At 74.3% G+C, this 25,776-nt stretch carries 31 protein-coding genes; 23 read left to right on the forward strand and 8 right to left on the reverse strand.

Going from position 1 to position 25,776, the window contains the following annotated elements; all coding sequences use genetic code 11:
- Positions 1–11: 11 nt before the first annotated feature.
- Genes hemA through RB150_02360 form a run of 16 tightly spaced genes read left to right on the forward strand, consistent with a single transcriptional unit; the run spans position 12 to position 14,788 of the window.
- Complete coding sequence (gene hemA / locus RB150_02285; GenBank protein MDQ7819368.1) at positions 12–1,214, forward strand: glutamyl-tRNA reductase; 1,203 nt, start codon at positions 12–14, stop codon at positions 1,212–1,214.
- A complete protein-coding gene (gene hemC, locus RB150_02290; GenBank protein MDQ7819369.1) occupies positions 1,207–2,103 on the forward strand; it encodes a hydroxymethylbilane synthase in 897 nt (298 codons plus the stop codon). Before hemA ends, hemC begins: the two co-directional genes overlap by 8 nt.
- The gene (locus RB150_02295; GenBank protein MDQ7819370.1) at positions 2,100–2,858 is read left to right on the forward strand and encodes a uroporphyrinogen-III synthase; all 759 of its coding nucleotides are present in this window, start codon (positions 2,100–2,102) and stop codon (positions 2,856–2,858) included. Before hemC ends, RB150_02295 begins: the two co-directional genes overlap by 4 nt.
- Entirely contained in the window at positions 2,833–3,843 is a 1,011-nt protein-coding gene (hemB, locus tag RB150_02300) for a porphobilinogen synthase (protein MDQ7819371.1), read from the forward strand. Before RB150_02295 ends, hemB begins: the two co-directional genes overlap by 26 nt.
- Positions 3,840–4,520, forward strand: a complete 681-nt coding sequence (locus RB150_02305) for a chlorite dismutase family protein (GenBank protein MDQ7819372.1) — start codon at positions 3,840–3,842, stop codon at positions 4,518–4,520. Before hemB ends, RB150_02305 begins: the two co-directional genes overlap by 4 nt.
- Positions 4,517–5,605 (forward strand): TIGR04053 family radical SAM/SPASM domain-containing protein, encoded by a 1,089-nt coding sequence (locus RB150_02310; protein ID MDQ7819373.1) that lies wholly within the window; start codon positions 4,517–4,519, stop codon positions 5,603–5,605. Before RB150_02305 ends, RB150_02310 begins: the two co-directional genes overlap by 4 nt.
- Positions 5,602–6,864, forward strand: coding sequence for a glutamate-1-semialdehyde 2,1-aminomutase (gene hemL / locus RB150_02315; protein ID MDQ7819374.1), 1,263 nt, complete (start codon positions 5,602–5,604; stop codon positions 6,862–6,864). The genes RB150_02310 and hemL overlap by 4 nt, the downstream gene beginning before the upstream one ends.
- Positions 6,861–7,895: a uroporphyrinogen decarboxylase gene (gene hemE, locus RB150_02320; GenBank protein ID MDQ7819375.1), complete on the forward strand. Its 1,035-nt coding sequence runs from the start codon at positions 6,861–6,863 to the stop codon at positions 7,893–7,895. Before hemL ends, hemE begins: the two co-directional genes overlap by 4 nt.
- Positions 7,892–8,794: a ferrochelatase gene (gene hemH / locus RB150_02325; GenBank protein ID MDQ7819376.1), complete on the forward strand. Its 903-nt coding sequence runs from the start codon at positions 7,892–7,894 to the stop codon at positions 8,792–8,794. The genes hemE and hemH overlap by 4 nt, the downstream gene beginning before the upstream one ends.
- Positions 8,791–10,167: a protoporphyrinogen oxidase gene (gene hemG, locus RB150_02330; GenBank protein ID MDQ7819377.1), complete on the forward strand. Its 1,377-nt coding sequence runs from the start codon at positions 8,791–8,793 to the stop codon at positions 10,165–10,167. The genes hemH and hemG overlap by 4 nt, the downstream gene beginning before the upstream one ends.
- Complete coding sequence (locus tag RB150_02335) at positions 10,164–10,334, forward strand: hypothetical protein (protein ID MDQ7819378.1); 171 nt, start codon at positions 10,164–10,166, stop codon at positions 10,332–10,334. The genes hemG and RB150_02335 overlap by 4 nt, the downstream gene beginning before the upstream one ends.
- A 14-nt stretch (positions 10,335–10,348) precedes the next feature.
- The gene (locus tag RB150_02340) at positions 10,349–11,107 is read left to right on the forward strand and encodes a hypothetical protein (GenBank protein ID MDQ7819379.1); all 759 of its coding nucleotides are present in this window, start codon (positions 10,349–10,351) and stop codon (positions 11,105–11,107) included.
- Complete coding sequence (locus tag RB150_02345) at positions 11,104–11,727, forward strand: helix-turn-helix domain-containing protein (protein MDQ7819380.1); 624 nt, start codon at positions 11,104–11,106, stop codon at positions 11,725–11,727. The genes RB150_02340 and RB150_02345 overlap by 4 nt, the downstream gene beginning before the upstream one ends.
- 47 nt (positions 11,728–11,774) lie before the next feature.
- A complete protein-coding gene (locus tag RB150_02350; GenBank protein ID MDQ7819381.1) occupies positions 11,775–12,530 on the forward strand; it encodes a glycosyltransferase family 2 protein in 756 nt (251 codons plus the stop codon).
- On the forward strand, positions 12,527–13,204 hold the full coding sequence (gene bshB1 / locus RB150_02355; protein MDQ7819382.1) for a bacillithiol biosynthesis deacetylase BshB1: 678 nt from the start codon (positions 12,527–12,529) through the stop codon (positions 13,202–13,204). The genes RB150_02350 and bshB1 overlap by 4 nt, the downstream gene beginning before the upstream one ends.
- 3 nt (positions 13,205–13,207) lie before the next feature.
- The gene (locus RB150_02360; protein MDQ7819383.1) at positions 13,208–14,788 is read left to right on the forward strand and encodes a hypothetical protein; all 1,581 of its coding nucleotides are present in this window, start codon (positions 13,208–13,210) and stop codon (positions 14,786–14,788) included.
- A gap of 205 nt (positions 14,789–14,993) precedes the next feature.
- Here the strand turns inward: RB150_02360 and RB150_02365 are convergent, their stop codons facing one another.
- Genes RB150_02365 through ccmA form a run of 8 tightly spaced genes read right to left on the reverse strand, consistent with a single transcriptional unit; the run spans position 14,994 to position 20,538 of the window.
- On the reverse strand, positions 14,994–15,437 hold the full coding sequence (locus tag RB150_02365) for a cytochrome c-type biogenesis protein CcmH (GenBank protein MDQ7819384.1): 444 nt from the start codon (positions 15,435–15,437) through the stop codon (positions 14,994–14,996).
- Between the two features lie 37 nt (positions 15,438–15,474).
- The gene (locus RB150_02370) at positions 15,475–16,107 is read right to left on the reverse strand and encodes a TlpA disulfide reductase family protein (GenBank protein MDQ7819385.1); all 633 of its coding nucleotides are present in this window, start codon (positions 16,105–16,107) and stop codon (positions 15,475–15,477) included.
- Positions 16,086–18,035, reverse strand: a complete 1,950-nt coding sequence (locus RB150_02375) for a cytochrome c-type biogenesis CcmF C-terminal domain-containing protein (GenBank protein ID MDQ7819386.1) — start codon at positions 18,033–18,035, stop codon at positions 16,086–16,088. The genes RB150_02370 and RB150_02375 overlap by 22 nt, the downstream gene beginning before the upstream one ends.
- Positions 18,032–18,421 carry a cytochrome c maturation protein CcmE gene (locus tag RB150_02380; protein MDQ7819387.1) on the reverse strand — a complete coding sequence of 130 codons (390 nt, stop codon included), beginning with the start codon at positions 18,419–18,421 and terminating at the stop codon, positions 18,032–18,034. Before RB150_02380 ends, RB150_02375 begins: the two co-directional genes overlap by 4 nt.
- Positions 18,418–18,543: a hypothetical protein gene (locus RB150_02385; GenBank protein ID MDQ7819388.1), complete on the reverse strand. Its 126-nt coding sequence runs from the start codon at positions 18,541–18,543 to the stop codon at positions 18,418–18,420. The genes RB150_02380 and RB150_02385 overlap by 4 nt, the downstream gene beginning before the upstream one ends.
- Positions 18,540–19,193, reverse strand: coding sequence for a cytochrome c biogenesis protein CcsA (gene ccsA, locus RB150_02390; GenBank protein MDQ7819389.1), 654 nt, complete (start codon positions 19,191–19,193; stop codon positions 18,540–18,542). The genes RB150_02385 and ccsA overlap by 4 nt, the downstream gene beginning before the upstream one ends.
- Complete coding sequence (locus tag RB150_02395; protein MDQ7819390.1) at positions 19,190–19,849, reverse strand: heme exporter protein CcmB; 660 nt, start codon at positions 19,847–19,849, stop codon at positions 19,190–19,192. Before RB150_02395 ends, ccsA begins: the two co-directional genes overlap by 4 nt.
- Positions 19,846–20,538 carry a heme ABC exporter ATP-binding protein CcmA gene (ccmA, locus tag RB150_02400; GenBank protein MDQ7819391.1) on the reverse strand — a complete coding sequence of 231 codons (693 nt, stop codon included), beginning with the start codon at positions 20,536–20,538 and terminating at the stop codon, positions 19,846–19,848. The genes RB150_02395 and ccmA overlap by 4 nt, the downstream gene beginning before the upstream one ends.
- A 165-nt stretch (positions 20,539–20,703) precedes the next feature.
- Between ccmA and RB150_02405 the strand changes: the two genes are divergently transcribed.
- The 7 genes from RB150_02405 to RB150_02435 all read left to right on the forward strand — a co-directional run bounded on the left by RB150_02405 (position 20,704) and on the right by RB150_02435 (position 25,714).
- On the forward strand, positions 20,704–21,606 hold the full coding sequence (locus RB150_02405) for a c-type cytochrome (protein MDQ7819392.1): 903 nt from the start codon (positions 20,704–20,706) through the stop codon (positions 21,604–21,606).
- 99 nt (positions 21,607–21,705) lie between these two features.
- Complete coding sequence (locus RB150_02410) at positions 21,706–22,398, forward strand: Rieske 2Fe-2S domain-containing protein (GenBank protein ID MDQ7819393.1); 693 nt, start codon at positions 21,706–21,708, stop codon at positions 22,396–22,398.
- Positions 22,399–22,407: 9 nt separating this feature from the next.
- Positions 22,408–23,568, forward strand: coding sequence for a cytochrome b N-terminal domain-containing protein (locus tag RB150_02415; GenBank protein ID MDQ7819394.1), 1,161 nt, complete (start codon positions 22,408–22,410; stop codon positions 23,566–23,568).
- A gap of 4 nt (positions 23,569–23,572) precedes the next feature.
- A complete protein-coding gene (locus RB150_02420) occupies positions 23,573–23,818 on the forward strand; it encodes a hypothetical protein (protein MDQ7819395.1) in 246 nt (81 codons plus the stop codon).
- Between the two features lie 59 nt (positions 23,819–23,877).
- Positions 23,878–24,078, forward strand: a complete 201-nt coding sequence (locus RB150_02425; GenBank protein MDQ7819396.1) for a hypothetical protein — start codon at positions 23,878–23,880, stop codon at positions 24,076–24,078.
- Positions 24,075–25,268 carry a cytochrome b N-terminal domain-containing protein gene (locus RB150_02430; GenBank protein MDQ7819397.1) on the forward strand — a complete coding sequence of 398 codons (1,194 nt, stop codon included), beginning with the start codon at positions 24,075–24,077 and terminating at the stop codon, positions 25,266–25,268. The genes RB150_02425 and RB150_02430 overlap by 4 nt, the downstream gene beginning before the upstream one ends.
- On the forward strand, positions 25,265–25,714 hold the full coding sequence (locus tag RB150_02435; protein ID MDQ7819398.1) for a hydrogenase iron-sulfur subunit: 450 nt from the start codon (positions 25,265–25,267) through the stop codon (positions 25,712–25,714). Before RB150_02430 ends, RB150_02435 begins: the two co-directional genes overlap by 4 nt.
- Positions 25,715–25,776 lie beyond the last annotated feature (62 nt).

Consider the following 25,776-nt stretch of genomic DNA (forward strand, 5'->3'; position numbering starts at 1 on the left):
GGCGTTCACCGGTGATCAGCGTCGTCGGCGTCACCCACAAGACGGCTCCCCTTGAGGTTCGGGAGCGGTTCGCCTTCAGCAACCGGACAGCGGTCGGGATCCTGCGGTCCGTCCCGTTTGAGGCCTTTCTGCTGGTGACCTGCAACCGCTGCGAGCTGTACGGGACTGCCGCAGCGACGGTCCTGCGGCAGGTGCTGCTGGACGCCGCCGGGGCGCCCGGGCAGACGCCCCTGATGGCCCACGAAGGACCGGCCGCCGTCCGCCACCTCCTGGCTGTGGCGGCCGGGCTGGACTCGATGGTGGTCGGCGAGCCCCAGATCCTCGGTCAGGTCAGGCAGGCGCTGGCGCTCGCCGCGGAGGCCGGACGCCTGGGGCCCGTCCTGTCCCGCCTGGGCCAGCACGCCCTGATCTGCGGCCGGCGGGTCCGCCGCGAGACGGCCCTGGGCCGCGGCCAGCCATCGGTCCCCCGGGTGGCGGCGGGCGTGGTCCGCCACGTTCTGAGCGATCTGAGCGGCCGTGTGGTGGTCGTGGTGGGCGCCGGGGAGATGGGCGCCCTGGCCGCGCGCACCTTCGGCCAGGCCGGCGCGCAGGTGGTCGTCGCCAGCCGCACGGCCCGGTCGGCGGAGGAGGCGGCCAGGAGCGCGGGCGGGCAGGCTGCGGTCCTGGATGAGCTGGACGCCCTGCTGGAGCGCGCCGACGCCGCCATCTTCTGCACCGGATCCCCCGCCCCGGTGCTGGGCGTGGAGCGGGTCCGCCGCATCATGGAAGCTCGCGGTAGCCGCCCGCTGGTCGTCGTCGACGTCGCGCTGCCGCGGGACGTCGCCCCCGACGTGCGGGATGTGGAGGGCGTCCGCCTCTACGACCTGGACGACCTGCGGGCTCACGCGCCCGCGCCGTTGGCGCTGCAGGCGGTGGAGGCCGCGTGGGCGGTTGTGGAGCAGGAGACCGAGCGGTTCCTGCGCTGGATGTCCTCGCGGCGGGCGGTGCCGGCCATCCAGGCTCTGCGCCGGCGGGCCGACGCGATCGTGGAGGAGGAAGTGGCCCGCGCCGGCGGGGACCCCGAGGCACTGCGGCGGTTCGGCCAGCGCGTCGTCAACAGACTGCTGCACCACCCCGTGGTGCGGATGCGGGAGCGCGCAGGCGCGGGGGCGCTGACCTACCTGGAGATCGCCCGGGACCTGTTCGGTCTGGACGGAGCACAGGGAGATGGGTGAGCGGGTGCGGGTCGGAACGCGCGGCAGCCGGCTGGCCCTGGTCCAGGCGGAGGAGGTGGCGCGGGGGCTGCGGGCCGGGGGCGTCGAGGCGGAACTGGTGGTGGTGCGCACCGCCGGCGACGCGAATCCGGCCACACCGGTCGCCCGCCTGGGCGTGGGAGCGTTCGTCCGGGAGCTGGAGCAGGCCCTGCGGTCCGGGCGGGTGGATGTGGCCGTCCACAGCGCCAAGGACCTGCCCGCCGACCCGCCGCCCGACCTCGTGGTGGCAGCCTATCTTCCCCGGGGGGACCCCCGCGACGCTCTGGTCAGCCGGACCGGGGCAGGCGTGGAGGGACTGCCTGCGGGGGCGCTGGTGGGCAGCAGCAGTCCCCGCCGCCGCGCCTACCTGCTCCGGGCGCGGCCGGACCTGCGCGTGGTCGAGATGCGCGGCAACGTGGACACACGGCTGCGGAAGGTCGACAGGGGAGACTGCGATGCCGTGGTCGTGGCGGCGGCAGGGCTGGTCCGCCTGGGGCTGGCCGGGCGCATCGCCGAGGTGCTGCCTCCGCAGACGATGCTGCCGGCGCCAGGCCAGGGAGCCGTCGCGGTGCAGGTCCGCCGCGACGACCGCCTCCGGGACGTGGTGAGTCTGCTGGACCACCTCCCGACCCGGCAGGAGGTGACGGCCGAGCAGGCCTTCCTGCGCACCCTCGGAGCCGGATGCCGGCTGCCGGTGGGGGCCCTGGCCCGCAGCGACGGCACCACGGTGCGTCTGGAAGGCGGTCTGGTGGACCCCGAGGGGAGACACGACGTGCGCGGCGAGATCGAGGGGCCCGACCCGCGGGCGCTGGGCGAGGAGCTGGCGCGCCGGCTGCTGGCGCGGGCCGTCGCGGCGGGGAGGATGCCGTGAGCGGACGGCGGGCGCTGCTGACCGGTCCGGACAGCCGCGCGCTGGCCGAGCTGCTGGTCGGGCGCGGCTGGCAGGTGCGGGCGGTGCCCACGGTAGCGATCCGCCCGGCGCCGACAGGACCGTTGGACGCCGCACTGCGGCAGGTGGAGCGCTACGACTGGATCGTCCTGACCAGCCGGCACGGTGCCCGGGTGGTGGCCGACAGGTTGCGGGCCCTGGGGCTGCCGCGGCCGCAGCGTCCCCGGTGGGCGGCCGTGGGTCCGGCCACAGAACGACCGCTCGTGGACGCCGGCCTGGGACCCGTCGTGCGGCCGCCCCGCGCCCTGACGGCGGCTGTGGCCGATGTCCTGGGAGACGTGGCGGGACGGCGGGTCCTCCTGCCCCGCTCGGATCAGGCCTCGGTCCTCCTGCCGGCCGTCCTGCGGGAGCGGGGCGCCCGGGTGGACGAGGTGGTGGCCTACCTGACCGTCGAGGGCCCCGAGGAGTCCCGCCTGCCCCTGCGCCGGGCCCTGGAGGACGGCGTGGACGTGGTCGTGTTCACCAGCGGCTCCACGGTGCGCGGTTTCGCCCGCCTGGCAGACGACGTCCGGGTGCGGCTGGCCGGGGTGGCGGTGGCGTGCATCGGGCCCGTCACGGCCGAGGTGGCCCGCGCCCTGGGGATGTCTCCCACCGTCATCGCCGAGGAGCATACCGCCGCCGGAGTGGCGGCGGCTCTGGAGGAGGGACCCCATGCATCCGCGAGTTCGTACATCTGACCGGCGCATCCGGCCCCGGCGCCTGAGGCGGACCGCCACCCTGAGGGCGCTGGTGGCGGAGACCACCCTCAGCCCGCACCGCCTGATCTACCCGGTCTTCGTGCGCGACGGCCGCGGCGTGCGCGAGCCGATCCCCAGCCTGCCGGGCCAGGAGCGGCTCAGTCCCGACGAGCTGGTCCGGGAGGCGGCCGCCCTGCGGGAGCTGGGCATCGGTGCGGTGCTGCTGTTCGGCGTCCCCGACCGCAAGGACCCTCTGGGCAGCGGCGCCTACGACGATCAGGGTGTGGTGCAGCGGGCGGTCCGCGCCCTGCGGGCCGCCGACGCCGACCTGGTGATCGCCGCCGACGTCTGCCTGTGCGCGTACACGACCCACGGACATTGCGGGGTGGTCCGGGACGGGGTGGTGGACAACGACGAGACCCTGGACCTGCTGGCCCGCACGGCGGTGTCCCTGGCGGCCGCCGGAGCCGATATCGTGGCTCCGTCGGCCATGATGGACGGCCAGGTGGCCGCCATCCGGGAGGCGCTGGACGACGCCGGCTTCTCCCACGTGGCCGTGATGGGGTACTCGGCCAAGTACGCCAGCAGTTTTTACGGCCCGTTCCGGGACGCCGCCGGCTCGGCCCCGCAGTTTGGCGACCGCCGCGGGTACCAGATGGATCCGGCCAACGTGCGGGAAGCCCTGCGGGAGATCGCCCTGGACGTGGCCGAAGGCGCCGACATCGTGATGGTGAAGCCGGCCCTGGCCTGCCTGGACGTGATCCGCGCGGCGCGGGACGCCACCCCGGTGCCCCTGGCGGCCTACAACGTGAGCGGCGAGTACGGCATGGTCACCGCCGCCGCCCAGCGGGGGTGGGTGGACCTGCGGGCAGCCGCGCTGGAGATCCTCACGGCCATCGCCCGGGCCGGCGCCGACATCATCATCACCTACTTCGCCAAAGACGCCGCCCGCTGGCTGGCCGGGCGGGGCGGGGAGGGGCCGTGACCGAGCGGCCCGTCGTCCACGTCCTGGCGCTGGCGGTGGACCCCGCCTGGCGCCGCCGCCCGGCGGCGGAGCGGGAGGAGGACGTGGCCGCGTTCATCCGGGCGGTGGAGCGCACCGCCGACGCCGCCCCCCTGCACACCTATTCCACGCTGCTGCGCCGGGACGCCCAGCTGCTGTTCTGGCGCCAGGCGCCCACCCTGGAGGTCCTGGAGGAGACCGCCGCCGCCATGCTGGCGGCGGGGGTGGGCCGCTGGTGCACGCCCGCCCACTCACTGGTCGGCCTGCTGCGCCCGTCGGTGTACGTGCGGCACCCCACGGCCCAGGAGCAGGCCCTGCAGGACGGCGAGCGCTCCCGCTACCTGATCGTCTACCCCTTCGTGAAGTCCGCCGACTGGTACCTCACGCCCCGGGACAGGCGCCAGGAGGTCATGGCCGAGCACATCCGGGTCGGCCGCGGCTACCCGCAGGTGCGCCAGTGCCTGGCCTACAGTTTCGGCGTGGACGACCAGGAGTTCATCGTCGCCTACGAGACCGACGACCTCCGGGTCTTCCAGGACCTGGTGATGGCCCTGCGGGAGACCGAGGCCCGGCGCAGCACGGTGCGCGACACGCCGATCCTGGCGGGCGTCCGCCGCCCCCTGGCGCAGGCCCTGGGGCTGCTGGGAGGATCCCCGTGACCGACGCGCTGCCCGTGCTGGCGGAGGCCGCCCCGCAGATGACGTTTGACCGGGCGCCACTTCTGGTCTACTGGGAGCTGACCCGCGCCTGCGACCTGGCGTGCCGGCATTGCCGGGCCGAGGCCATCCGGGCGCGCCATCCTCAGGAGCTGACCACCGCCGAGGTGGAGGCGGTCCTGGACGACGCCCGGCGGTTTGGCGACCCGCTGCCCCACCTGGTGTTCACCGGAGGCGACCCCCTCCAGCGCCCCGACCTCCTGACACTGGTGCGCGCCGCGCGGGCGCGGGGGTTCCGGGTCTCGGTGGCGCCCAGCGGCACCACGCGGCTGGACGCATCGGCGGTGGCCGACCTGGCCGCCGCCGGGGTGGAGAGCATGTCCGTCAGCCTGGACGGGTCGGCGGCCGCGCGCCACGACGCCTTCCGGGGAGTGCCGGGCTGTTTTGAGACCACCGTGCGGGCCGCGCGGTGGATCCGGGAGGCCGGCCTGGGCCTGCAGGTCAACACCCTGGTCACCGACGAGACGGCCGCGGACCTGCCGGCGATCTTCCGCCTGGTCAGCGAGCTGGGCGCGGCGCGCTGGAGCCTGTTCTTCCTGGTGCCGGTGGGACGGGGCCGCCTGCTCCGGGAGGTCTCCGCCGACGATGCCGAGCGTCTGTGCCACTGGCTGGTGGATCTGGCCGCCACCACACGGTGCGCTCTGGCCACCACCGAAGCGCCCCACTACCGGCGCGTGGCCTACCGGCGGATGCGCGCCGCAGGCCTGACCGATCCGGAGATCCTCCGCACGGCGGTGGGGCGGGGCTTCGGGGTGCGGGACGGCAACGGCATCGTGTTCATCTCCCACACCGGCGACGTGTTCCCGTCCGGCTTCCTGTCCCTGCCCGCCGGCAGCGTGCGCCGGCACAGCCTGGTGGACCTGTACCGCCACGCCGACCTGTTCGTGCGGCTGCGGGACCCCTCCCGGCTCCTGGGACGCTGCGGACGGTGCCCCTTCCGCCTCCTCTGCGGAGGCTCGCGGGCGCGGGCGTGGGCGCGCACCGGCAACCCCCTGGCCAGCGACCCGCTGTGTCCGTACCGGCCGTGAGCGACGCCAGCGACGCGCTGTTCGCCCGAGCCCAGCGCCTGTTCCCCGGCGGCGTGAACAGTCCCGTGCGCGCCTTTGGGGCCGTGGGAGGCACGCCGCGCTTTGTCGTCCGGGGGGAGGGCGCCTACGTGTGGGACGCCGACGGCGCGCGCTTGCTGGACTACATCGCGTCCTGGGGCGCCGTCATCCTCGGCCACGGAGCCCCCGAGGTCGTGGAGGCGGTGCGGGACGCGGTCGGGCGCGGCGCTCCGGCGGGGGTGCCGTCGCCGGCGGAGCTGGAGCTGGCGGAGGCGATTCAGGCCGCCCTGCCGTCGGTGGAGCGGCTGCGCTTTGTCAGTTCGGGCACCGAGGCGGTGATGAGCGCCGTCCGGGTGGCCCGCGCCGCCACCGGGCGGTCCGCGATCCTCAAGTTCGCCGGGTGCTATCACGGCCATGCGGACGCCCTGCTGGTGCGGTCGGGGTCGGGCGTGGCCACGCTGGGGCTGCCGGGCTCGGCGGGCGTGCCCGCCGACGCCACCCGCCACACCCTGGTGGCGCCGTACAACGACGCCGGCGCCGTCGAGGACCTGTTCCGGCGGTCCGGAGACGAGATCGCCGCCGTGGTGGTGGAGCCGGTGGCCGCCAACATGGGAGTGGTCCTGCCGCAGCCCGATTTCCTTCCGGCGCTGCGGGAGCTGACCTGGCGGTACGGGGCGGTGCTGATCTTCGACGAGGTCATCACCGGTTTCCGGGTGGCCTGGGGGGGAGCCCAGCGGCGCTACGGCATCCGTCCCGATCTGACCTGCCTGGGCAAGATCATCGGCGGCGGCCTGCCGGTGGGCGCCTACGGCGGCCGGCGCGACCTGATGGACCAGGTGGCGCCCCGGGGACAGGTCTACCAGGCCGGAACCCTGGCCGGCCACCCGGTGGTGATGGCCGCGGGCGCCGCCGTCCTGCGCCGCCTGTCCCAGCCCGGCGTCTACGAGCTGCTGGAGGCCCGCGCCGCCCGCCTGGCCGCCGGCCTGCGGCAGGCTGCGGAGGGCCGGGCCAGCGTGGCGCAGGCCGGAGGCATGCTGACGGTCTTCTTCCGCTCCGCGCCGCCTGCGGACTATGCCCAGGCGCAGGAGTGCGACACCGGCGCCTACGCCGCGTTCTTCCACCGGATGCTGGAGCGGGGCGTCCTGCCGCCGCCGTCCCAGTTTGAGGGATGGTTTCTGACCCTGGCCCACGGCGACCGGGAGATCGACGCGACCGTGGCCGCCGCCGGGGAGGCCGTATGACCGACCGCTTCCTGCGCGCGTGCCGCCGCGAGCCGACCGACTGCACGCCGGTGTGGTTCATGCGTCAGGCAGGGCGCAGCCAGCCCGAGTACCGCGCGCTGCGCCGGCGGCTGTCTCTGGAGGAGATCTTCCGCCGCCCCGACCTGGTGGCGGAGGTCACCGTCCGCCCGGTGGAACAGCTGGGCGTGGACGCGGCCATCGTCTTTGCGGACATCATCCTCCCGCTGCGGAGCCTGGGGGTGGCGGTGGACGTCTGCGAAGGCCGGGGGCCGGTGGTGGCCGCGCCGGTGCGCACCGCCAGCGCCGTGGAGGCGCTGCGGCCGTGGGCGCCCGATCCGGAGACCTCCGGCGTCCTGGAGGGATTGCGCCTGGCCAGCCGGGCCTGCCCGGTCCCGGTGATCGGGTTTGCCGGCGGGCCGTTCACCCTGGCCTGCTACCTCGTGGACGGAGGTCCCAGCCGGGACTTCCCCGAGACCCGCCGCCTGCTGCACCGGGACCCGGCCCTCTGGCAGGCGCTGATGGCGCGCCTGACCGACGCCACCATCGCCTACCTGCGCGCCCAGGTCGCCGCCGGCGCCCACGCCGTTCAGGTCTTCGACAGCTGGGCGGGCTGCCTGTCCCCCCACGACTACGCGCGGGCCGTCGCCCCGTTCATGGGTCGGATCTTCGACGCGCTGCGGGCGGCGGGCGTGCCATCCATCCACTTCGGGACCGGCACCGCCGGGTTGCTGGAGGCGATGGCGGCCTGCGGCGGGGACGTGATCGGCGTGGACTGGCGGGTGCGGCTGGCTGACGCGTGGGCCCGCATCGGTCCCCGCGCCATCCAGGGCAACCTGGATCCCGCCGCGGCGGTGGACGACCCGGCGGCCATGGAGCGGGCGGCGCGCGCCGTCCTGGACGACGCCGCCGGACGGCCGGGCCACATCTTCAACCTGGGCCACGGCGTCCTCCCCCAGACGCCGCCCGAGCACTTGCGGCGGCTGGCGGAGTTTGTCCACGAGCAGACGGCGTCGGCGGAGGTGCGGGCATGACCGGCCTGCTGCTGATGGCCTACGGGACCCCGCGCAGCCTCGACGACGTGGAGGCCTACCTCGCCCACATCCGCGGGGGCCGCCGTCCATCGGCGGAGCAGGTGCGTCACCTGCAGGACCGCTACCGCCGCATCGGAGGTCGCTCTCCCCTGGACGAGATCACCCGCCGCCAGGCCGACGGGGTGGCCGCCCTCCTGCGCGCGCGGGGGTGGCCGGTCCGGCCGTACGTGGGCTACAAGCACGCGAGCCCGTTCATCGCCGATGTGGTGGCGCAGATGGCCGCCCAGGGTGTGCGCCGGGCTGTGGGGCTGGTCCTGGCTCCCCAGTACTCGCGCCTCAGCGTCGGCGTCTACCTGGAGGAGGCCGCGGCGGCGGCCGGCCGGGCCGGGATCGCGCTGCGCGGCATCCCGGACTGGCACGACCACCCGGGATTTGTGGCGGCGGTGGCCGCGCGGGTCGGGGAGGCTCGCCGTGACCTGCCCCAGGCGCCGGTGGTCTTCACGGCCCACAGCCTGCCCGCACGCATCCTGTCCTGGAACGACCCGTACCCCGAGCAGCTGGCCCGCACCTGCGCCCTGGTGGCCGAACAGGCCGGCGTGGAGGAGTGGACGCTGGCTTACCAGAGCGCCAGTCCCACCGGCGAGGAATGGATGGGCCCCGACCTGCTGGACGTCCTGCGCAGCCTGCACGCGGCCGGCCGGCGGACGGTGGTGGTCTGCCCGGTGGGGTTTGTCGCCGACCACCTGGAGATCCTGTACGACATCGACGTCGAGGCCGCGCGGGTGGCCGCCGAGCTGGGCCTGCGCCTGGTGCGCACCCGCTCGCCGAACGCGGATCCGGATTTTCTGGCCGCCCTGGCAGACATCGTCGGCGCGTGGCTGGAGGAGGGCGACCGGTGAGGGTGGTTGTGGTGGGCGGCGGCATCGCCGGTCTCGCCGCCGCCTGGGCCCTGGACCGCGCCGCGCGCGCGGGGGCGGCGGTGGAGCCCTGGCTGGTGGAGTCCGCAGACCGCCTGGGCGGAAAGGTGCTGACCGAGCGGGTCGGAGGGTTTCTGGTGGAGGCGGGGCCCGACTCCTTCCTCACGGTCAAGCCCTGGGCCCTGGACCTCTGCCGCGCCCTGGAGCTGTCCGACCGGCTGGTGCACCCGCGTCCTCCCCGGCGCCTCTACGTCCTGCACCGGCGGCGCCTGCACCCCCTGCCCGCCGACCTGGCCGGGCTGGTTCCCCGCAGCCTGGCGGCGCTGGCGGGAAGCTCCCTGTTCTCCTGGACGGACAAGGTCCGCATGGCGCTGGAGGTCCTGGTGCCCGCGCACCCCGACGGCGCCGACGAGTCGGTGGGAGCATTCTTCCGGCGCCGGCTGGGTCGGGCGGCAGTGGAGCGGCTGGTGGGGCCGCTGCTGGGCGCCATCTACGGCGGCGACCCTGACCGCCTCAGCCTGGCGGCGACCGTGCCCCAGTACCGGCGGATGGTGAGCCGCCACGGCAGCCTGCTGCGCGCCGCGCGGACCCTGTCCGGGACGGCGGGGGAGTCGGTCTTTGCCACCCTCGCCGGCGGGGTGGGCGAGCTGGTGGGGCGCCTGGCGGCGGACCTGCGCCGCACCACGGTCCGCACCGGGTGCCCGGCGCTGGAGGTGGACGCCGCCGGCGCGGGGTACCGGGTGCGTCTGGCCGACGGGAGGACGGTCTCTGCCGACGCGGTGGTGGTGGCCACCCCCGCGCCTCAGGCGGCTGCGCTGCTGCAGACGGTGGCCCCCGAGACCGCCGGGTTGCTGCGGACGATCCCCTACGCCCCGGCTGCGGTCGTGTCGGTGGGCGTGGCGCGCGAGCAGGTCGGCCGCCCGCTCGACGGGCACGGCTACCTGGTGGCCCGGGGGGAGGGACTGCTGCACACGGCGTGCACGTGGTCCAGCGCCAAGTGGCCGCACCGGGCGCCGCCCGGGCACGCGCTGCTGCGCTTCTATGTCGGCGCCCCTCCCGAGGGGGTCGCCGACGGCGCCCTGGCCGCCACGGTCCTGGAGGAAGCCCGGCCCCTGCTGGGCCTGCGGGGATCTCCGGTCCTCGTGCGGGTCCACCGCTGGGAGCAGGCGCTGCCCCAGTACCGGGTCGGCCACCTGGATCTGGTGGCGGCCATCGAGCGGGATCTGGATCGCCTGCCCGGCCTGGCGGTCGCCGGAGCGGCGTACCGGGGCGTGGGGCTGCCGGACTGCGTCCGTCAGGGAATGGAGGCGGCCGCCCGGGTCCTGGCGAAGCAGGCCGACCGGGCGGGGCCGTGAGCGGTTCGTCCCACCGGTGGCGCGTCGCGCGGCCGGCGGTGACCCGCAGCCGGGCCTACCGGTTGACGGTGGCCCTCCTCCTGGCGATCCTGGCGGCGGGCACCGTGGCGGTGCTGGTCCTGGCCGCGGCCGTGTTGCTGGGAGTGGTACCCTATCCGGGTCGCTGAGGGAGGGACGCGGGATGACTGCGACGCAGATGCTGCCGTTTCTCTCGTCGGCCGTGATCGCCGTCTTCGCCCTGCTGGTGTTCCGCCGGTACCGGCAGCGGGGCGGAACCCACCTGCTGCTGTGGGGGGTGGGCCTGGTCATGTTCGGCATCGCCAGCTTCGCCGAGGCGTACTCGGCCCTGGCCTGGCATCCCACGGTCTTCCGCCTGTGGTACCTCAACGGCGCGATCCTCAACGCTGCCTGGCTGGGGCAGGGGACCGTGTTCCTGCTGGCCCGCCGGAAGTCGGTGGCCCGGGCGCTGCTGGGTGTCCTGGCCGCGGGGAGCCTCGCGGCCGCCTCCATGGTCTTCACCACACCGCTGGACGCGTCACGCTTCACGCCCGCCGAGCCCCTCAGCGTGCAGTATCGGGAGGCGACCACGCCCTCGGGGGAGGTCCGTCCCGGCATCCTGCCCCGGGGGGCGCCCGTGCGGCGGATCACGCCCCTGTTCAACATCTACGGCACCGTGACCCTGGTGGGCGGAGCGCTGTACTCGGCCTGGCTGCTGTACCGCAAGGAGATCGTCCCCCAGAAGGTGGTGGGCAATATCCTCATCGCGGCGGGCGCGCTGTCCCTGGCCGCGGCCAGCACCCTGGTGCGGCTGGGGCTGGCCGACGTGCTGTACCTGGCCGAACTGGCCGCGGCGGTCCTGATGTTCGCGGGGTTCGTGCTGGCCACGGTCCGCGTCCCCTCACCCGCCCCGGCGCCGGCGGCCGGGAGGGCGGCGTCATGACCGCTGCGGCGGAAGCCGAAGCCGCCCGGTGGCTGACGGTCGGCGAGGCGTGCCGGCTGCTGGGCGTGGATCCGTCCACGCTGCGGGCGTGGACCGACGCCGGCCAGCTGCCGTCCTTCCGCACCCCGGGCGGACACCGGCGATACCGGCGCGAGGATCTGGAGGCATTCCTGGCCCGCCGGCGCCGGCGCCGGTCCCTGCGGGAGGTGGTGGGGACCCAGGCGGCGCGGCTGCTGCCCGGCTCCTCCCGCCGGCAGATCCGCCGCCAGATGTGGTACGCGCAGGTGGGACCCGAGGGCGCGGAGCGCCTGCGGCAGATCTGCCGCACCCTGATGGGGGCGCTGGCCGGTTACCTGGCTGGCGGCCGGCGCCAGGGCCGCGCGCTGCGGGAGGGCGAGGCCGCCGGCCGCGCCCTGGGTCTGGAGGTGGCGGCCCGCGGGCTGTCTCCCCTGGACGCGGCGCAGGCGTTTCTGTTCTTCAAGGAGGCCATCGTCGAGTCGGTGGCGACGCGGGTGCCCGCGGCGGCGGAGGAGAAGGTGGCGGCGTTGCGCCGCATCGACGCCTTCCTGGACCGGGTGCTGGTGGAGGTGATGGCCGCCTACGGCCGCGCCCCGGCCTGACGCCCGGCCGGTTGCGCGCCGCCGGAGGCGGTCCGTATACTGGGTGAGTGACTGTCGGGACCGGCCGGATTCGCCGCGCGCTCGTCATCATTCCTGTCTACAACGAAGAGGCCACCCTGGACCGCGTGCTGGCCGAGGTGCGCCGCCGCGCGCCGGACTGCGACGTGGTGGTGGTGGACGACGGGTCCACCGACCGCTCCCCGGACATCCTGCGGCGCCATCCGGTTGAGGTGATCCGCCACGAGGTCAACCGCGGCTACGGAGCCTCGCTGATCTCGGGATTCCGCCGCGCCGTCGAGGGAGGCTACGAGGCCGCGGTGACCCTGGACTGCGACGAGCAGCACGAGCCCCGGCAGATCCCCGCATTCCTGGCGGCCCTCGAGCGCGCCGACATCGTCTCGGGCAGCCGGTACCTGGACCCGACCCTGCCGGGCGACCCTCCGCCCCCCGACCGCTACCGCATCAACCGGGAGTTCGTGGCGCTGCTGCGGGCGATCACCGGCTATCCGCTGACCGACGCCTGGTGCGGCTTCAAGGCGTACCGGGGGGAGGCCCTGCGGCTGCTGGAGCTGACCGAGCCCAGCTACGGGATGCCCCTGCAGGTGTGGGTGCAGGCCGCCGCCCGGGGCCTGCGGGTGGTGGAGCTGCCGGTGGCCCGCATCTACAAGAACCCCCGCCGGACGTTCTGGGGCGGGCTGGATGATCCCGACACCCGTCGCGCGTATTACCTGTCGGTGCTGGAGGCGGAGGTGGCCCGCTGGCTGCCCGACCGCCTCCCGCTGGTGCGGGAGAGGACGCCGTGAGGATCCTGGCCATCGGGGCGCATCCCGACGACGTGGAGATCGGCATGGGCGGGGCCGTTCTGATCCTGCGGGCGCAGGGCCACGAGGTGACCGTGTGCGACCTCACCGACGGCGAGCCCACGCCCGTGGGCACCCGCGAACGGCGCCTGGCCGAAGCGGCCGCGGCGGCCGGACTGCTGGGAGTCTCCCGCATCACTCTCGACCTGCCCAACCGGGAGCTGGTGGACTCGATCCCCCACCGGCGCGCCGTCGCCGAGGTGATCCGCCGGGTGCGGCCCGACATCCTGTTCGTGCCCTACTGGGTCGACGCCCACCCCGACCATGTGGCCGCCTGCGCGCTGGCCGAGGCCGCGCGGTTCTATGCCAAGCTCACCCACACCACCATTCCCGGCGACCCGGTCTACCCGCCGCGGGTCATCCACTTCGTGACCAGCCACTACCGGCTGGCGCTGCAGCCGACGTTCATCCTGGACATCTCCCCGGTCATCGACCGCAAGCTCGCCGCCGTGCGGGCCTACGCCTCCCAGTTCGGTCCCGAGCGGGGAGCGGAGGATTTTGTGGACCGCCTGCGGGACCTCAACCGTTATTATGGCCACCTGATCGGGTGCGCATACGGTGAGCCGTTCATCTGCCGGGAACCGCTGGGCCTGCGGGGCCTGGACCAGCTGGCCTGAGGGATGGTCCGGGACGGCGCAGGGCCCCTTCCCGAGCACCCCGCGGAGGTGGACATCCCCCGCCGGTCCGGGGAGGCGGTGTGCGTTCCCCCGGCCGCGCGGCTGGTGGCCCTGGCGCGCGAGGTGGGCGCGGATCTGGACCGCGCCGACGTGGTCCTGGGCGGGCTCCCCCTTCGGCGGCTGCGGGCGCAGGCGCGGGAGGAGATCCTGGCGGCGGCCGCCGCCTACACCCGCGGGCTGGGCCTGGACGCGGACATCCCGCCCGGCCGGGCGCCCTTGGTCGTCACCGGTCACCAGCCCTTCCTGTTCCACCCCGGCGTGTGGGTCAAATACCTCCTGGCCGCCCGGCTGCAGGACCGCGGGGCCCTGACGTTGGGCATCCCGGTGGACAGCGATGAAGCCGGCGAGGTCGGGGCCGACGCGCCGGCGTCCGGGCCGGCCGGCATGGTCCTGGCGCGGGAGGTGCTGGTGGCCGCGGAGCCGGAGGTGCCCTACGAGGCGCTGCCGGCCCCCTCGCCGGACCAGTGGGCGGCGTTCCTCGACCGCCTCCAGGCGCACCTGGAGGCGGTGCCCCTGGAGAGGGCGCAGGCCGCCTTGCGCCGATTCCGCGAGCTGACCGTGGATCTGCGCGCGGGCGACCTGGGCGCGTTCTTCACCGCGGCCCGCCACCGCTACGAAGGCCTGCGCTACCTGGAGGTCCCGGTCTCCATCCTCAGCCGCACCGACGCCTTCCGGCGGTACGCGCTTCACCTGCTGGGCGACGCGGACCGGTTTGCCGCGGTGTACAACCGCCTGCTGCAGGCCTACCGCGAGCGCCACGGCGTCCGCACGCGAGCCCAGCCGTTTCCGGACCTGGAGCGCGACGATCGGGGGGTGGAAGCGCCGTTCTGGCTGCTGCGCGCGGGCCGCCGCCTGCGGGTGTTCGTGCGGCGGCGGCGGGACCGCCTGGTCCTGGCGGCGGACGCGGACGTGGCCGAGCTGTCCCCCGGGGCGGGCCCGCAGGCCCTGGAGGGACTGGAGCTGCGTCCCCGGGCGCTGACCCTGACCCTGTTCACGCGGCTGGTGGTGGCCGATCTGTTCCTCCACGGGGTGGGCGGAGGGCGGTACGACCGGGTGACGGACGCCGTGATCGCCGACTACCTGGGCCTGGCACCTCCCGCCTACGCGGTGGCCACCGCCACCCTGCACCTGCCCCTGGCGGCCGACGACCTGCGCGCCCGGCGCCGGGAACTGCGCCAGCGCCTGATGCGCCTGCAGCACAACCCCGACCGGGTCCTGGACGATCCGACGCCCGAGCAGCGGGCGTTGATCGAGGAGAAGTGGTCGCTGGTGGCGTCGCTGTCCTCGGCGGCGCTCACCCGGCGTCAGCGACGCCAGATCACCCACCGGATCCGGGAGATCAATGCCGAGCTGTCCCGCGCTTTGGGCGAGCAGGTGGAGCGCCTGAGCCGCCAGCTGCGGGACCTGGACCGGCCCGCCACCGAGGCCGCGCTGGCGGCGGCGACCCACCGGGGCTATCCGTACTGCTACTTCCCGGTGGACGACGTCGCCGCCCTGGTGGACGGCCTGCTGTCCCGGCCGTAGCGTGGGTCTCCCGGATGCCGCCGACCACGGAACCCACCCCCGATCCGCCAACAGTGGATCATCAACAGGGGTCTGCCCTCCGACAGTGACGGTCACCAGGACGGGAGCCTGACCCCGACAGTCTGACCCGAAAATTTTAGGGGTCTGACCCCAAAATTTCGCAGTGTGGCGTCTGACCCCAGAATTGTGCGCGTGGGGCGACCGGTCAGCGTGTGGGCTCCTGCGCGTTCCCGGATCTGCGCCGCATCGACCGGCGGACGTACGCCGCTGCCAGCGCCGTCCCCGCCAGCAGGGCCGCTGCAGGCGTCAGCCACACCACCCACAGGAGGCCCCGCCGCGGAGGCTCCAGCAGGATCCACGGGCCGTAGCGGTCCACGAAGTAGGCCACGATCTGCTCCTCACTCTCTCCCCGGGCCAGCCTGTCCCGGATCAGGGCCCGCATCTGGGCGGCCAGCTCGGACGGCGAGTCGGCCACGCTCTCGTTCTGGCACACCGGGCACCGCAGCCGCGCCGCGATCGCCTGCGCCCGCGCGTCCAGATCCTGGGCTCGCGCCATCCCGGAGACGACGCTGCCCAGGAGGGCGGCGATCGCGAGCGTCGTCTTCGCCCGAGCCGCCAGACCCCCGCTCCCGCGGCCTGCGATGGTCATGCCTGACACCTTCCTCCACCACCCCCCGCCCGCACCATTACCGATCGCCGGGCCGGCCGGTGCCCGGGGGGCGGTGGTCGGAGGCGGGGATCAGCGGCTCGATGCGCGGGGCCAGCAGGTCCTCGGTCACCGCCCCCGCGTGCTTGAAGACGATCCGTCCCTGCCGGTCGATCACGTAGGTTTCGGGCACGCCGACCACGCCGAAGTCGATGGCGATGGCCCCCGAGCGGTCCATCCCCACGGGAAACGTCTGCCCGAAGCGGCGCAGGAAGGCCCGGGCTGCGGCCTCGGTGTCCTGGATGTTGATGCCCACGACCACCACGCCCCGGTCCCGATAGCGCTCCCACACGCGCTGCAGGTGCGGGGCTTCGTCGTAGCAGGCGGGGTAGCACCAGGATGCCCAGAAGTTGACCACCACCACCCGCCCGCGCAGGTTCTGGGAGCGCAGCAGGCCTCCGTCGAACAGCGGCAGGGTGAATGCCGGGGCCGGACGCCCGACCAGGGGGGACGGCAGCCGCCGGGGATCGCGGCGCAGCCCCGCCCCCAGCACCGCCAGCAGGCCCACCACGACGGCCAGCGCCACCCACGGCCACCGGATCCGCCGGGTCGGGGGCGACCCCGCCGGCCGGAGGTGTTCGTCGGGGCGCCCTACGGGCGGCGCGGCGGCCACAGGGCCAGTCCTCCCCCGACGATCATGATGGCCCCGCCGGCCCAGATCCACGACACCAGCGGGCTGATCACCACCCGCAGGACCACCGTCTGCGCGCCCGGGTCGAATCCCAGCAGTACCACGTACAGGTCCTCCCGCCAGGTGGACCGCACCCCGGGCGTCGGGACGGGGGTCCGGGCGTGGCGGTAGAAGTTCTGGGACGGCCGCAGGACCGCCGCCGGCGCCTGATCGCGGGAGGCGGCCAGGGCCGTGCCGCCGTCGGCCACCGACACCGGGGCCCACACCACCAGGCGGTCCGGATACGTTCCCGCCCGCAGCTCGTCCACCCGCAGGGCGTACGGCCCCACGCGGATCACCTCGCCCACCCGCAGCGCGCGGTGCACCTCCAGGCGAGCAGCCTGGGAGCCTACAATGCCCGCCACCACCACCGCCATCCCCAGATGGACCACGTATCCGGCGTAGCGGTGCCGGTGGCGGAGGACCAGCTCGGCCATCGCCGCCGGAACCGGCCGTCCGCCCCGGTGCAGGGCCCGCACGCCGCGGGCCAGCTCGTCCAGCTGGGCCAGGGCCACGAACGCCACCGCCCCCACCGCCACGACGGCGACGGGCGCCCGCAACCCGGCGGCCGCCGCGGCGGAAGCGGCGACGGCGGCGAGGCCGCCGGTTCGCGCCAGGCGGCGCAGGTCTGCGGGGGACGACCGTCCCCAGCGCAGGACGGTGCCGGCGCCCATCAGGGCCAGCAGCACCAGCCCCAGGGGGGTGATCGCGCGATTGAAAAACGGCGGCCCCACGGTGACCTTCTGCCCGGTGGCCACGTCCACCGCCAGCGGGAACACCGTGCCCACAAACACCGTCGCGGCCATCGCCAGCAGGAGCGCGTTGTTGAAGACCATCAGGGCGTCGCGGGATGCCACCGACGCCACGCTCCCGGCGTCCCGCACGTCCGGCACCCGCCAGGCCAGCGCGGCGAGCGTCCCCACGGTGACGGCCGCCAGGCCGGCGAGCAGCGCGGGCCCGATCGCCGACTGGGTGAAGGCGTGCACCGAGGCCAGCACGCCGCTGCGGGTGACGAACGTGCCGAACAGCGTCAGCCAGAACGTCGCCGCAGCCAGGACCACCGTCCAGGCCCGCAGCACTCCCCGCCGGACCTGGGCCATCGCCGAGTGCACCAGCGCGGTGGCCGTGAGCCACGGCAGCAGGGCGGCGTTCTCCACCGGATCCCACGCCCAGTAGCCTCCCCATCCCAGGACGTCGTAGGACCACCGGGCCCCCAGGACCAGCCCGGCGGTCAGCGCCGTCCACGCGCCCAGCGTCCAGGGCCGGCTGACGACCACCCAGTCTTCGGCATCCCGGCCCGCCAGCAGGGAGGCGAGGGCAAACGCATAGGGTACCGCCATGCCCACAAACCCCAGGTAGAGCAGGGGAGGGTGCAGGATCATCAGCGGGTGGTTCTGCAGCAGGGGGTTCAGTCCGGTGCCGTCGGCCGGTGGCGTCGGCACCCGCGCAAAGGGATCGGCCGGCCCCACCAGCAGGAGCAGGAAGAACGCGCACAGGCCCAGCAGCACGCCCACCGTCCCGCGCCACAGGCGGGGCGCTGGCGCGCGGGTGCGGACGGCCACTCCTGCGGTGAGGGCGGCCAGCAGCCAGGTCCACAGCAGCAGGGACCCTTCCAGCGCCCCCCACAGGGCCGCCACCCGGAACGCCAGCGGGGTGGTGCGGTTGGTGGTGGCGGCCACGTAGCGGATGCTGAAGTCCCCGCCGATCAGGGCCCACTCCAGGAGCGCCACCGCACCGGTGACCGCCACCGCCATGCCCGCCGCCAGCGGGACGACCCGCCGCCCGCCCCGCGGCCGGGCGCACGCCGCCAGGCCGGCCACCGCACAGGCCGCCGCGGCCACCAGGCTGATCCATCCTCCCAGCGCGATCACGGAGACGGGGGAGCGTACTGCTCCGAGTGCTTGACGATCACCGAGCGGGCCACGAAGACGCCGTCGGACCCGTAGATGCCCTCCACGACCGCCCCCTGGCCTTCGGTGAACAGGTCGGGGGGCACGCCCCGGTACAGGACCGGGACCGCGGCGCGGCCGTCGGTCAGCACGAAGCGCAGCTCCAGGGTTCGGGGATCAAACGATCGCGACCCCGGCTGCACCTGGCCGCCCAGCCGCAGGGGCCGGCCCACCGCGTCCGGGCCCCGGTCCAGCAGCTCGCCGGGGGTGATGTAGTAGACCACCGCCCCGCGGAGCCCTCCGATGACGAGGTAGACCAGGGCGCCGACCACCACCGCCGCCGCCAGCATCAGGCGCGCGCGCCTCACCGCGTCTCCTCCCCCCTGCCGGGGCGGGTGCGGCGCAGCCGCCGGCGCAGGTGGACCACGTAGAGCACCACCGCCGCCGCCACCACGCCGTAGGCCAGGGCGATCCACACCGCCGGCGTCATCCGGCCTCCTCGGACTCTTCCCGGCGCGCCACCCGCACGCGCAGGAGCAGCAGGTAGGCGAACAGGACGGTGAAGGCCAGCAGGCTCAGCAGCAGCGTCAGGAGCATCGGCGGCGCCAGGGCGACCTCTCCACGGGTGATGGACGGAGGCTGGTGCAGGGTCCGGAACCAGACCACCGAGTAGTGGATGAGGGGGACGTCTGCCGCCCCGAGGACGCCCACCACCGCGCCCAGCCGGGCTCCCCGCTGCGGATCGTCGGCCAGCGCCCGCACGAGCAGGGCGCTGCAGTAGATCAGGAACAGGACGGCCGTGGTGACCAGGCGCGCATCCCACGTCCACCACACCCCCCACACGGGGCGCCCCCAGATCGAGCCGGTGGCCAGCGTGAGGCCCGTGAACAGGACCGCCAGCTCGGTGGCGCTGCGGGTCAGGGCGTCATAGCGCGCCTCACGCCTCCACAGGTACAGGACCCCGCCGACCAGGGTGACGCCCACCGCCAGGTACGCCACCCAGGCCGTGGGCACATGGACGTACATGATGCGGACGTAGTCGCCCTGAAAGGCGTCCGGCGGCGACGCCACCAGGCCCGCATAGGCCGCGGCGCCCAGCAGCAACACGGCCGCACCGCCCAGGACGGCAGACACCGTCATACCTCGTCCATCACCGCCTCAAACAGGATCGGACAGGCCAGCACGAACACCGCGACGCTGCCGGCCAGCACCCCCGGCCACACGCCTGCCGGCGCGCCCGCCAGGACGGCCTCGGTGAGCCGGATGCAGGCCAGCACGGGCGGCAGGGCCAGGGGCAGCATCAGCAGGGGCGCCAGCAGCTCCCGCCCCCGCACGTGCAGCAGCAGTCCGGCCACCAGCGTTCCCAGGGCCGCCAGGGCGGCCACGCCGGCCCCGCCCACCGCCGCCAGCTGCGGCAGGCGCGCGGCCACGGGGAGCCCGAACAGGAATGCAGCCAGGATCAGCAGGACGGCCACCACACCCCCCAGGAGGACCGCGAGCGCGGCGGCTTTGCCCCAGTACAGGTGCTCGCGCCGGCCCGGGTACAGCAGCAGCGCCTCCAGCGCCTGCTGGTCAGCCTCGGCCTGGGTGATCCGCGGGATGCCCACCGCCGCCGCGCACGCTGCCGACACCCACACCACGGCGGCGGCGCGGGCGGGTTCGGGCCCCAGCGCCACGCCCAGGACCAGCACCAGCAGCAGGCCCGCCAGGAGCATGGTGAGGGCGACGGCTCGTCCTCGCCACTCCGCGCGCAGGTCCTTGCGGGCCACCGCCGCCGCCCGCGTCCACCCGCTCACGGGCGGCCTCCCTGCGCGGCGAACGCCGGCGCACCGGGGGCCAGGGATCGGAGCGCGGCGGGCTCCCCGGCCTGCAGCACCAGTTCCGCATCCGCCAGCGCCCGGGCGCGGTCGCGGTCGTGGGTGGCGATCACGGCACTGCCTCCCCGGGCGACGACCTCCGCCACCATGGCGGCGACCAGCGCGGCCCCCTCGGGATCCAGCCCGGCGTAGGGCTCGTCCAGCAGCAGCAGCCGCGGCTGGCCCAACCAGACCCGCGCCAGCGCCAGCCGGCGCTTCATGCCCTGGCTGAAGGTCCGGACGAGCCGGTCGGCGGCGGCACCCAGACCCACCCGGCGCAGCCAGGCGTCCACGTCCGTCTGCGGGCGCCCCCACAGGGCGGCTGCGAACTCCAGATTCTCGCGGGCCGTGAGCAGCTCGTAACCGCCGAAGGCGGCGCCCACCAGCCCCACCATCGGGCGCACCCGGTCCGCCTGCCTGACCAGGTCGCATCCGAAGACGGTGCCCCCGCCCGCCGTGGGTCGCAGGGCGGTGGCCAGCAGGCGCAGCAGCGTCGTCTTGCCCGACCCGTTGGGACCGGAGACCAGCAGCACCCGGCCGGCAGGCACGGTCAGGGTGATGCGGCGCACGGCCCAGACCGGGCCGAACCGCCGTCCCAGGTTCACCGCGCGCACGGCCGGGACGTCCACACCCCTGCCCCCTCGTCCTCCTGTCGGTGTGCGGGAGGACACTCGCCGTGTCCAGTTCGCGCCCGGCGGCGCCGGCGCCTGCCGCTCCACCGCGCGACGGCGGAAGGCCACTTCGCCACGCCCCGGCAGGGACAGCGCGCGCGGTCGGAGAATTGTCCCGGGCGTATGGGGGGTCGGATCGTCGCCGTCGCCATCGTCGTGGCCGGCGCTCTTTTTTTGGCCGGCTGCCAGCCCGCGGTGGACATCTCCCGGGCGGGCGTGGAGGCGGCGCGGGAGCTGCCCCCGGCGCCGCCGGATCGACCCCTGCTGCCCGTGGACGCCCGGGGCCAGCCCATCCGTCCCTCGGCCGAGGTGGGCGCCCAGGTGTTCAGCCGGGCGCGGTGCGACGTCTGCCACGGCCCTCAGGGACGCGGCGACGGGCCCGCGGCGGCGGGTCTGCGGGCGGAGCAGAAGACGCTGCTGCACGACCTGGCCCGCCTGGTGGGGATCCGCCTGCAGCCCGAGCGGCTGCCCAGCCGCCCGGCCAACTTCCGCAACGTGGTGGCGATGCGCCTGAACAGCCCGTTCAGCATGTACGAGACCGTCACCCGGGGGCGCCCGCACACGGCGATGCCGGCGTTCGGCCCGCGCCCGGCCTACGGCGCCACGTCCTTCGGCGTCCGGCTGACCGACGCGGAGCGCTGGCACGTGATCTTCTTCGAGTGGGCGTTCGCCACCACGCCCGAGGAGGTGGCGCGGGGACGCGAGCTGTACGAGACGCGGGCCATCGAGGTGGGCGGGCGCGCCCTGACCTGCGCGTCCTGCCACGGGGTGCGGGGGGACGGCCGGGGGCCGGAGGGCGTGCGGCTGAGCCAGCGGCTGTGGACGTGGGCCCGGGGACAGGGCCCGGGGATCTTCACCGACTTCAACCTGATGGCCCAGCGCAAGCCCAGCGACCTGTTCCAGGCGGTCGTGGACGGACGGGGAGAGATGCCCGCCTACCGGGGGAAGCTCACCGAGGACGAGATCTGGGCCCTCGTGAACTACATCTATACGTTCGTCTACGACTATCCGGGGCTGCGCCGGTAGCGCGCCCTCCCGTCCGTCGGGCCACAGCGTATGGTGCCCGGGCGGTGCGCGCGCGGGTGCGTGCTATAGTGATGGGGTCACAACGGGTGGGATGATCGTATGGAGAACCCGCCGACGCGGATGATGGAGCGGCGCCGGTTCCTGCGCCTGGCGACCACCGTTCCGGCGCTGGCCGCCCTGGCCGGGCTGGTGTCGCCGCTGCTGCGGCTGCTCAAGCCCAACGTGGACAAGTTCCGCATCTACGCCCCCACGGCGCACGACACCCCCCAGGGCGAGGCCATCGTGGCGGCCACCCTGTCGGAGGTCGCCCGCCCCTGGGACTTCAAGTACTTCGTGTTCACCCAGAAGTATCCCCAGTACACGCCCCAGGGATTCAAAGCCGCCGTCGTGCCGGGGGTGGTGGTCCGCCTGCCGCGGAAGATCCGTCTGTACGATCCGGCCACCGGCCGCGGCCCTCTGGCGTGGGCCCGGGACATCGGCAAGACCCCCCGGGTCACCGACAGCGACCTGGTGGTGTTTTCCCGGATCTGCCCGCACCTGGGCTGCATCTTCAACTACGTCCCCGACTACCGGGAGATCACCGCCGGCTACGGCGGCTACGTGCCGCCCCCCGAGCGCCGGCACGCCCTGATGGGGTGTCCCTGCCACCTGAGCATCTACGACCCGGCCGACCCGCAGGTCCCGGGGAGGGTCCTCTCGGGTCCGGCGCCGCGCCCCCCGCGCACGTTTCTGTTTGAGGTGCGGGGCGGGGACATCGTCATCACCGACGTGGAGCCGGGGGGAATCGCCTGAGGTCTGACCATGTGGGAGACGGTGCGCGACTGGCTGCGAGAGCGCCGGGAGAAACTGGACCTGTTCGACGAGACCCTGGTGGCCCGGCAGGGCAATCCCTTCTACCTCCTGGGGCCCATGCTGTACTACTTCTGGCTCATCACCGTCGTCACCGGGGTCGTCCTGATGCTGTGGTACGAGCCCACCACCACGGGCGCCTACAGCTCCATTGAGCGCATTCAGAACGAGATCGGCCGCACCGGCCTGACCGTGTTCGGGCGCCCGGTGGTCCTGGGCGGGCTGATCCGCGGCCTGCACAAGTACGGCGCCGACGCCCTCATCACCGTCATCTTCCTGCGCCTGTACCGCATGTACTTCCTGGGAGAGTACAAGAAGCCGGGCGAGCTGTCGTGGATGCTGGCCTTTGCCGGATTGATCCTGGCCATGATCTCCGGGATCACCGGCTACCTGCTCATCTGGAACCAGCGGGCCTTCTGGGCCGCCAAGGTAGTCCTGACGGTCCCGGTGTACTTCGACGAGATCCCGGTCCTGGGCCAGTTGAAGTTCGGCTCGATGATCGCCTACCTGTTCCTGGGCGGGCCGGCCATCGGCCAGGCCACCATCACCCGGTTTTACGCCATCCACTTCGGCATCTCCCTGGTCCTGCTGGTCCTGGTGGAGGTGCTGTTCTTCCGCACCCGCCGCAAGCGCATCAACATGTCGCTGACGCCCCTGGCGGTGTTCCTGGTCATGCTGGTGGTCATCTCCCTCCTCCTGCCAGCCGAAAGCGGCCGGCGGGCCGATCCCACGCGGACGCCCCTGCCCATCCTGTCGGACTGGTACTTCCTGGCCCTGTACCAGTACGTGAAGTATACGCCGCCGTTGTGGGCGGGGCTGGGCCCCGGGCTGCTCATCGGCTTCGGCATGCTGGTGCCCTTTCTGGACCGCAGCCGGGGCCGCCGGCCCCTGGAGCGGCCGTTCTTCTTCGTGGTGGGCGTGCTGGCGCTCACCTACTTCCTGGTGTTCACGGCGCTGATCCTGTTCAACATCGCGGTGATCGAGCGGGATCCGTTCATCATCATGCTGGTGACGCTGGCGGTTCTGAGCCTGGGCCTGGCGTGGGAGATCCGGTACCGCCGCCGCCGGGCGGCGGCCCCCGCTGCGCCAGCCCGGGCGCCCGCCCGCGGGTAGGCCGATGCGGCTGCTGTCCATCGCGGTGGCGTTCGTGGCGGCCCTGGCGGCCCTGTCGGCGGGGTGGGCGGCGGTGCAGGCGGCGTGGGCCGCCCCCACCCCGGGCGCCCTGGCCCGGGTGGCGGGGTACGCGCTGGTCTTCGCGGCGGCGTTTCTGTACCTGGGGTTCTGGGTGTACGCGGCGGACCGCGCGGCGGGCAGGGTCCGCCGGCGCATCGGCCTGTATGAGCGCTTCCTGGCCGGCCGGTAGGACCCCGGTGGGAGCCCCTGGCGTCGGGGAGGGATGGGCGTGAATGCGGAGGGGACGGGATGCGGAACGCGCATCTGACCGGCATCATCGCCCTCAGCGCCGTGGCCGTGGCGGCCGCGGCCGGCATCGTCTACGGGGAAGCCACCGACCGGTGGTACCTGGGCGGCGCCCTGGTGGGCGTGCTGCTGATCGCGTACGCGGGCATCGTGCTGCTGCTGCGTCGGATGGGCCTGATCGGGCCCCGGAGGGCTGAGCGGTGAGCGTCGCGGACGTGCGGCCCAGCCGCTACGGGCGGGTGATGACCGCGCTGTTGCGGGCCACCCTGCGGGTGGACACGTGGATCCACCGGATCGTGCCCACCGACTACAACCCGCTGTACTACACCGGCGGCCTGGCCAACCTCTTCCTGCTGGTCCTGGTCCTCTCGGGTATCTTCCTGTTCTTCTACTACGAGGCCAGCCTGGAGGGCGCGTTCGCCTCGGTGCGCTACCTGACCCAGGCGGTCCCCTACGGGGGGCTGCTGCGGGGGGTGCACCGCTACGCCGCCGACGCCTTCGTGGTGGCCATCCTGCTGCACCTGTTCCGCAACTGGTTCACCGACCGCTACCTGTTCTCCCGGGATAACCCGTGGATCTCGGGGATGATCCTGCTGCTGTTCGGGGGCTTCATCGGGGTCACCGGCTACCAGCTGGTGTGGGATGAGCGGGCCCAGGTCCTGACCGCGCTGTTCGCGCGCCTGCTGCGCAGCATCCCCGGGGTGGGCGGCGCGCTGGCCGAGCTGTTCTTGGGGGGGCGCGGGGTCAGCGATGCCACCCTGGTGCGGATGCTGTTCCTGCACATCGGGCCCGCCTCGGCCCTGTACCTGCTGCTGTGGTGGCACTACCTGCGGCTGCGCCACCCCAAGATCTGGCCGCCGGCGATGTGGGTGCTGTTCTGCGTGGGGCTGGTCTTCCTGCTGGCGGGCCTGATTCCCGTGGGCGCCGAGGCCATCCCGCCGGCGGCGCCGGCCGCGCGGCCCACCCGGTTCGCCCTGGATGTCTTCTTCCTGTGGCCGTTCTGGCTGCTGAACTGGCTGCCGCCCCGCGGGGTCGTGGCCCTGGGGGTGGTCCTGTTCACCGCCGGCCTGGCCATCCCGTACCTCAGCCGGCGAGAGCACCCCGCGGCCATGGGGGTGCGCCACGCCGGCGTGGCCCAGGTGATCGACGGCAACTGCACCGGATGCGAGCTGTGCTACTACGACTGTCCCTACAACGCCATCGTCATGGTGCCGTCTCCCGCCCCGGGGCTGACCAAGGCGGCGGCGAACCGCACCCTGCTGGCGGTGGTGGTGGAGTCCCGGTGCGTGGAATGCGGGATCTGCATCGGCGCGTGCCCCTTTGAGGCGCTGGAGCTGCCCCGGCTCCTGGAGCGGGACGTGCTGGCGCAGGTGGCGGAGGCGGTGTCGGCATGAGCGAGCCCCGGATCGTGGGGTTTGTGTGCGACTGGAGCGTGGACCTCCGGCCCCTGGTGGACGGCGGCCGGCTGCGGGATCTGCCCGGGGTGCGGATCATCCGCGTCCCCTGCTCGGGTTTCGTGCGCCCCGCGTGGCTGGAGGAGGCCCTCGTCCGGGGCGCCGCCGGCGCCTTCGTCACCGGGTGTCCGTACGGGGACTGCCTGAACCGCGAGGGCAACTTCCTGATGCGGGATCGGATCGACCAGCTGCAGCGCCGGCTGCAGCGCCGCAAGATCGACCCCGCCCGGGTGGCCATGCTGGCCCACGGGCTGCACGACGGGCGGGCGTTCCTGGAGGCGGTGCGCGCCTTCGCGGACCGGGTGGCCGCGCTGCCGGCTCCGGCCCGGCCGGGCCGCCCGGCGGTGGCGCAACCGGCCGGCGCGCCGGAGGGGGAGGGGACGTGAGCCGGGCGCCGCTGCGGGTGCACCTGCTGTACCTGTTGTTCTACCTGTTCTGGTTCCTGCTG

The sequence above is a fragment of the Armatimonadota bacterium genome (assembly GCA_031081675.1).
Taxonomy (GTDB): Bacteria; Sysuimicrobiota; Sysuimicrobiia; order Sysuimicrobiales; family Kaftiobacteriaceae; genus Calidihabitans; species Calidihabitans tengchongensis.

What these genes read in the sequence shown, in the direction of transcription:
- RB150_02340 (MDQ7819379.1), top strand. Translation starts at nt 10,349, where the DNA reads ATGACTGCGACGCAGATGCTGCCGTTTCTCTCGTCGGCCGTGATCGCC.
- RB150_02415 (MDQ7819394.1), top strand. Translation starts at nt 22,408, where the DNA reads ATGTGGGAGACGGTGCGCGACTGGCTGCGAGAGCGCCGGGAGAAACTG.
- RB150_02420 (MDQ7819395.1), top strand. Translation starts at nt 23,573, where the DNA reads ATGCGGCTGCTGTCCATCGCGGTGGCGTTCGTGGCGGCCCTGGCGGCC.
- RB150_02405 (MDQ7819392.1), top strand. Translation starts at nt 20,704, where the DNA reads ATGGGGGGTCGGATCGTCGCCGTCGCCATCGTCGTGGCCGGCGCTCTT.
- RB150_02345 (MDQ7819380.1), top strand. Translation starts at nt 11,104, where the DNA reads ATGACCGCTGCGGCGGAAGCCGAAGCCGCCCGGTGGCTGACGGTCGGC.
- hemB (MDQ7819371.1), top strand. Translation starts at nt 2,833, where the DNA reads ATGCATCCGCGAGTTCGTACATCTGACCGGCGCATCCGGCCCCGGCGC.
- hemE (MDQ7819375.1), top strand. Translation starts at nt 6,861, where the DNA reads ATGACCGACCGCTTCCTGCGCGCGTGCCGCCGCGAGCCGACCGACTGC.
- RB150_02425 (MDQ7819396.1), top strand. Translation starts at nt 23,878, where the DNA reads ATGCGGAACGCGCATCTGACCGGCATCATCGCCCTCAGCGCCGTGGCC.
- ccsA (MDQ7819389.1), bottom strand. Translation starts at nt 19,193, where the DNA reads ATGACGGTGTCTGCCGTCCTGGGCGGTGCGGCCGTGTTGCTGCTGGGC.
- hemC (MDQ7819369.1), top strand. Translation starts at nt 1,207, where the DNA reads ATGGGTGAGCGGGTGCGGGTCGGAACGCGCGGCAGCCGGCTGGCCCTG.
- hemH (MDQ7819376.1), top strand. Translation starts at nt 7,892, where the DNA reads ATGACCGGCCTGCTGCTGATGGCCTACGGGACCCCGCGCAGCCTCGAC.
- RB150_02360 (MDQ7819383.1), top strand. Translation starts at nt 13,208, where the DNA reads ATGGTCCGGGACGGCGCAGGGCCCCTTCCCGAGCACCCCGCGGAGGTG.
- RB150_02435 (MDQ7819398.1), top strand. Translation starts at nt 25,265, where the DNA reads ATGAGCGAGCCCCGGATCGTGGGGTTTGTGTGCGACTGGAGCGTGGAC.
- RB150_02410 (MDQ7819393.1), top strand. Translation starts at nt 21,706, where the DNA reads ATGGAGAACCCGCCGACGCGGATGATGGAGCGGCGCCGGTTCCTGCGC.
- RB150_02365 (MDQ7819384.1), bottom strand. Translation starts at nt 15,437, where the DNA reads ATGACCATCGCAGGCCGCGGGAGCGGGGGTCTGGCGGCTCGGGCGAAG.
- RB150_02385 (MDQ7819388.1), bottom strand. Translation starts at nt 18,543, where the DNA reads ATGACGCCGGCGGTGTGGATCGCCCTGGCCTACGGCGTGGTGGCGGCG.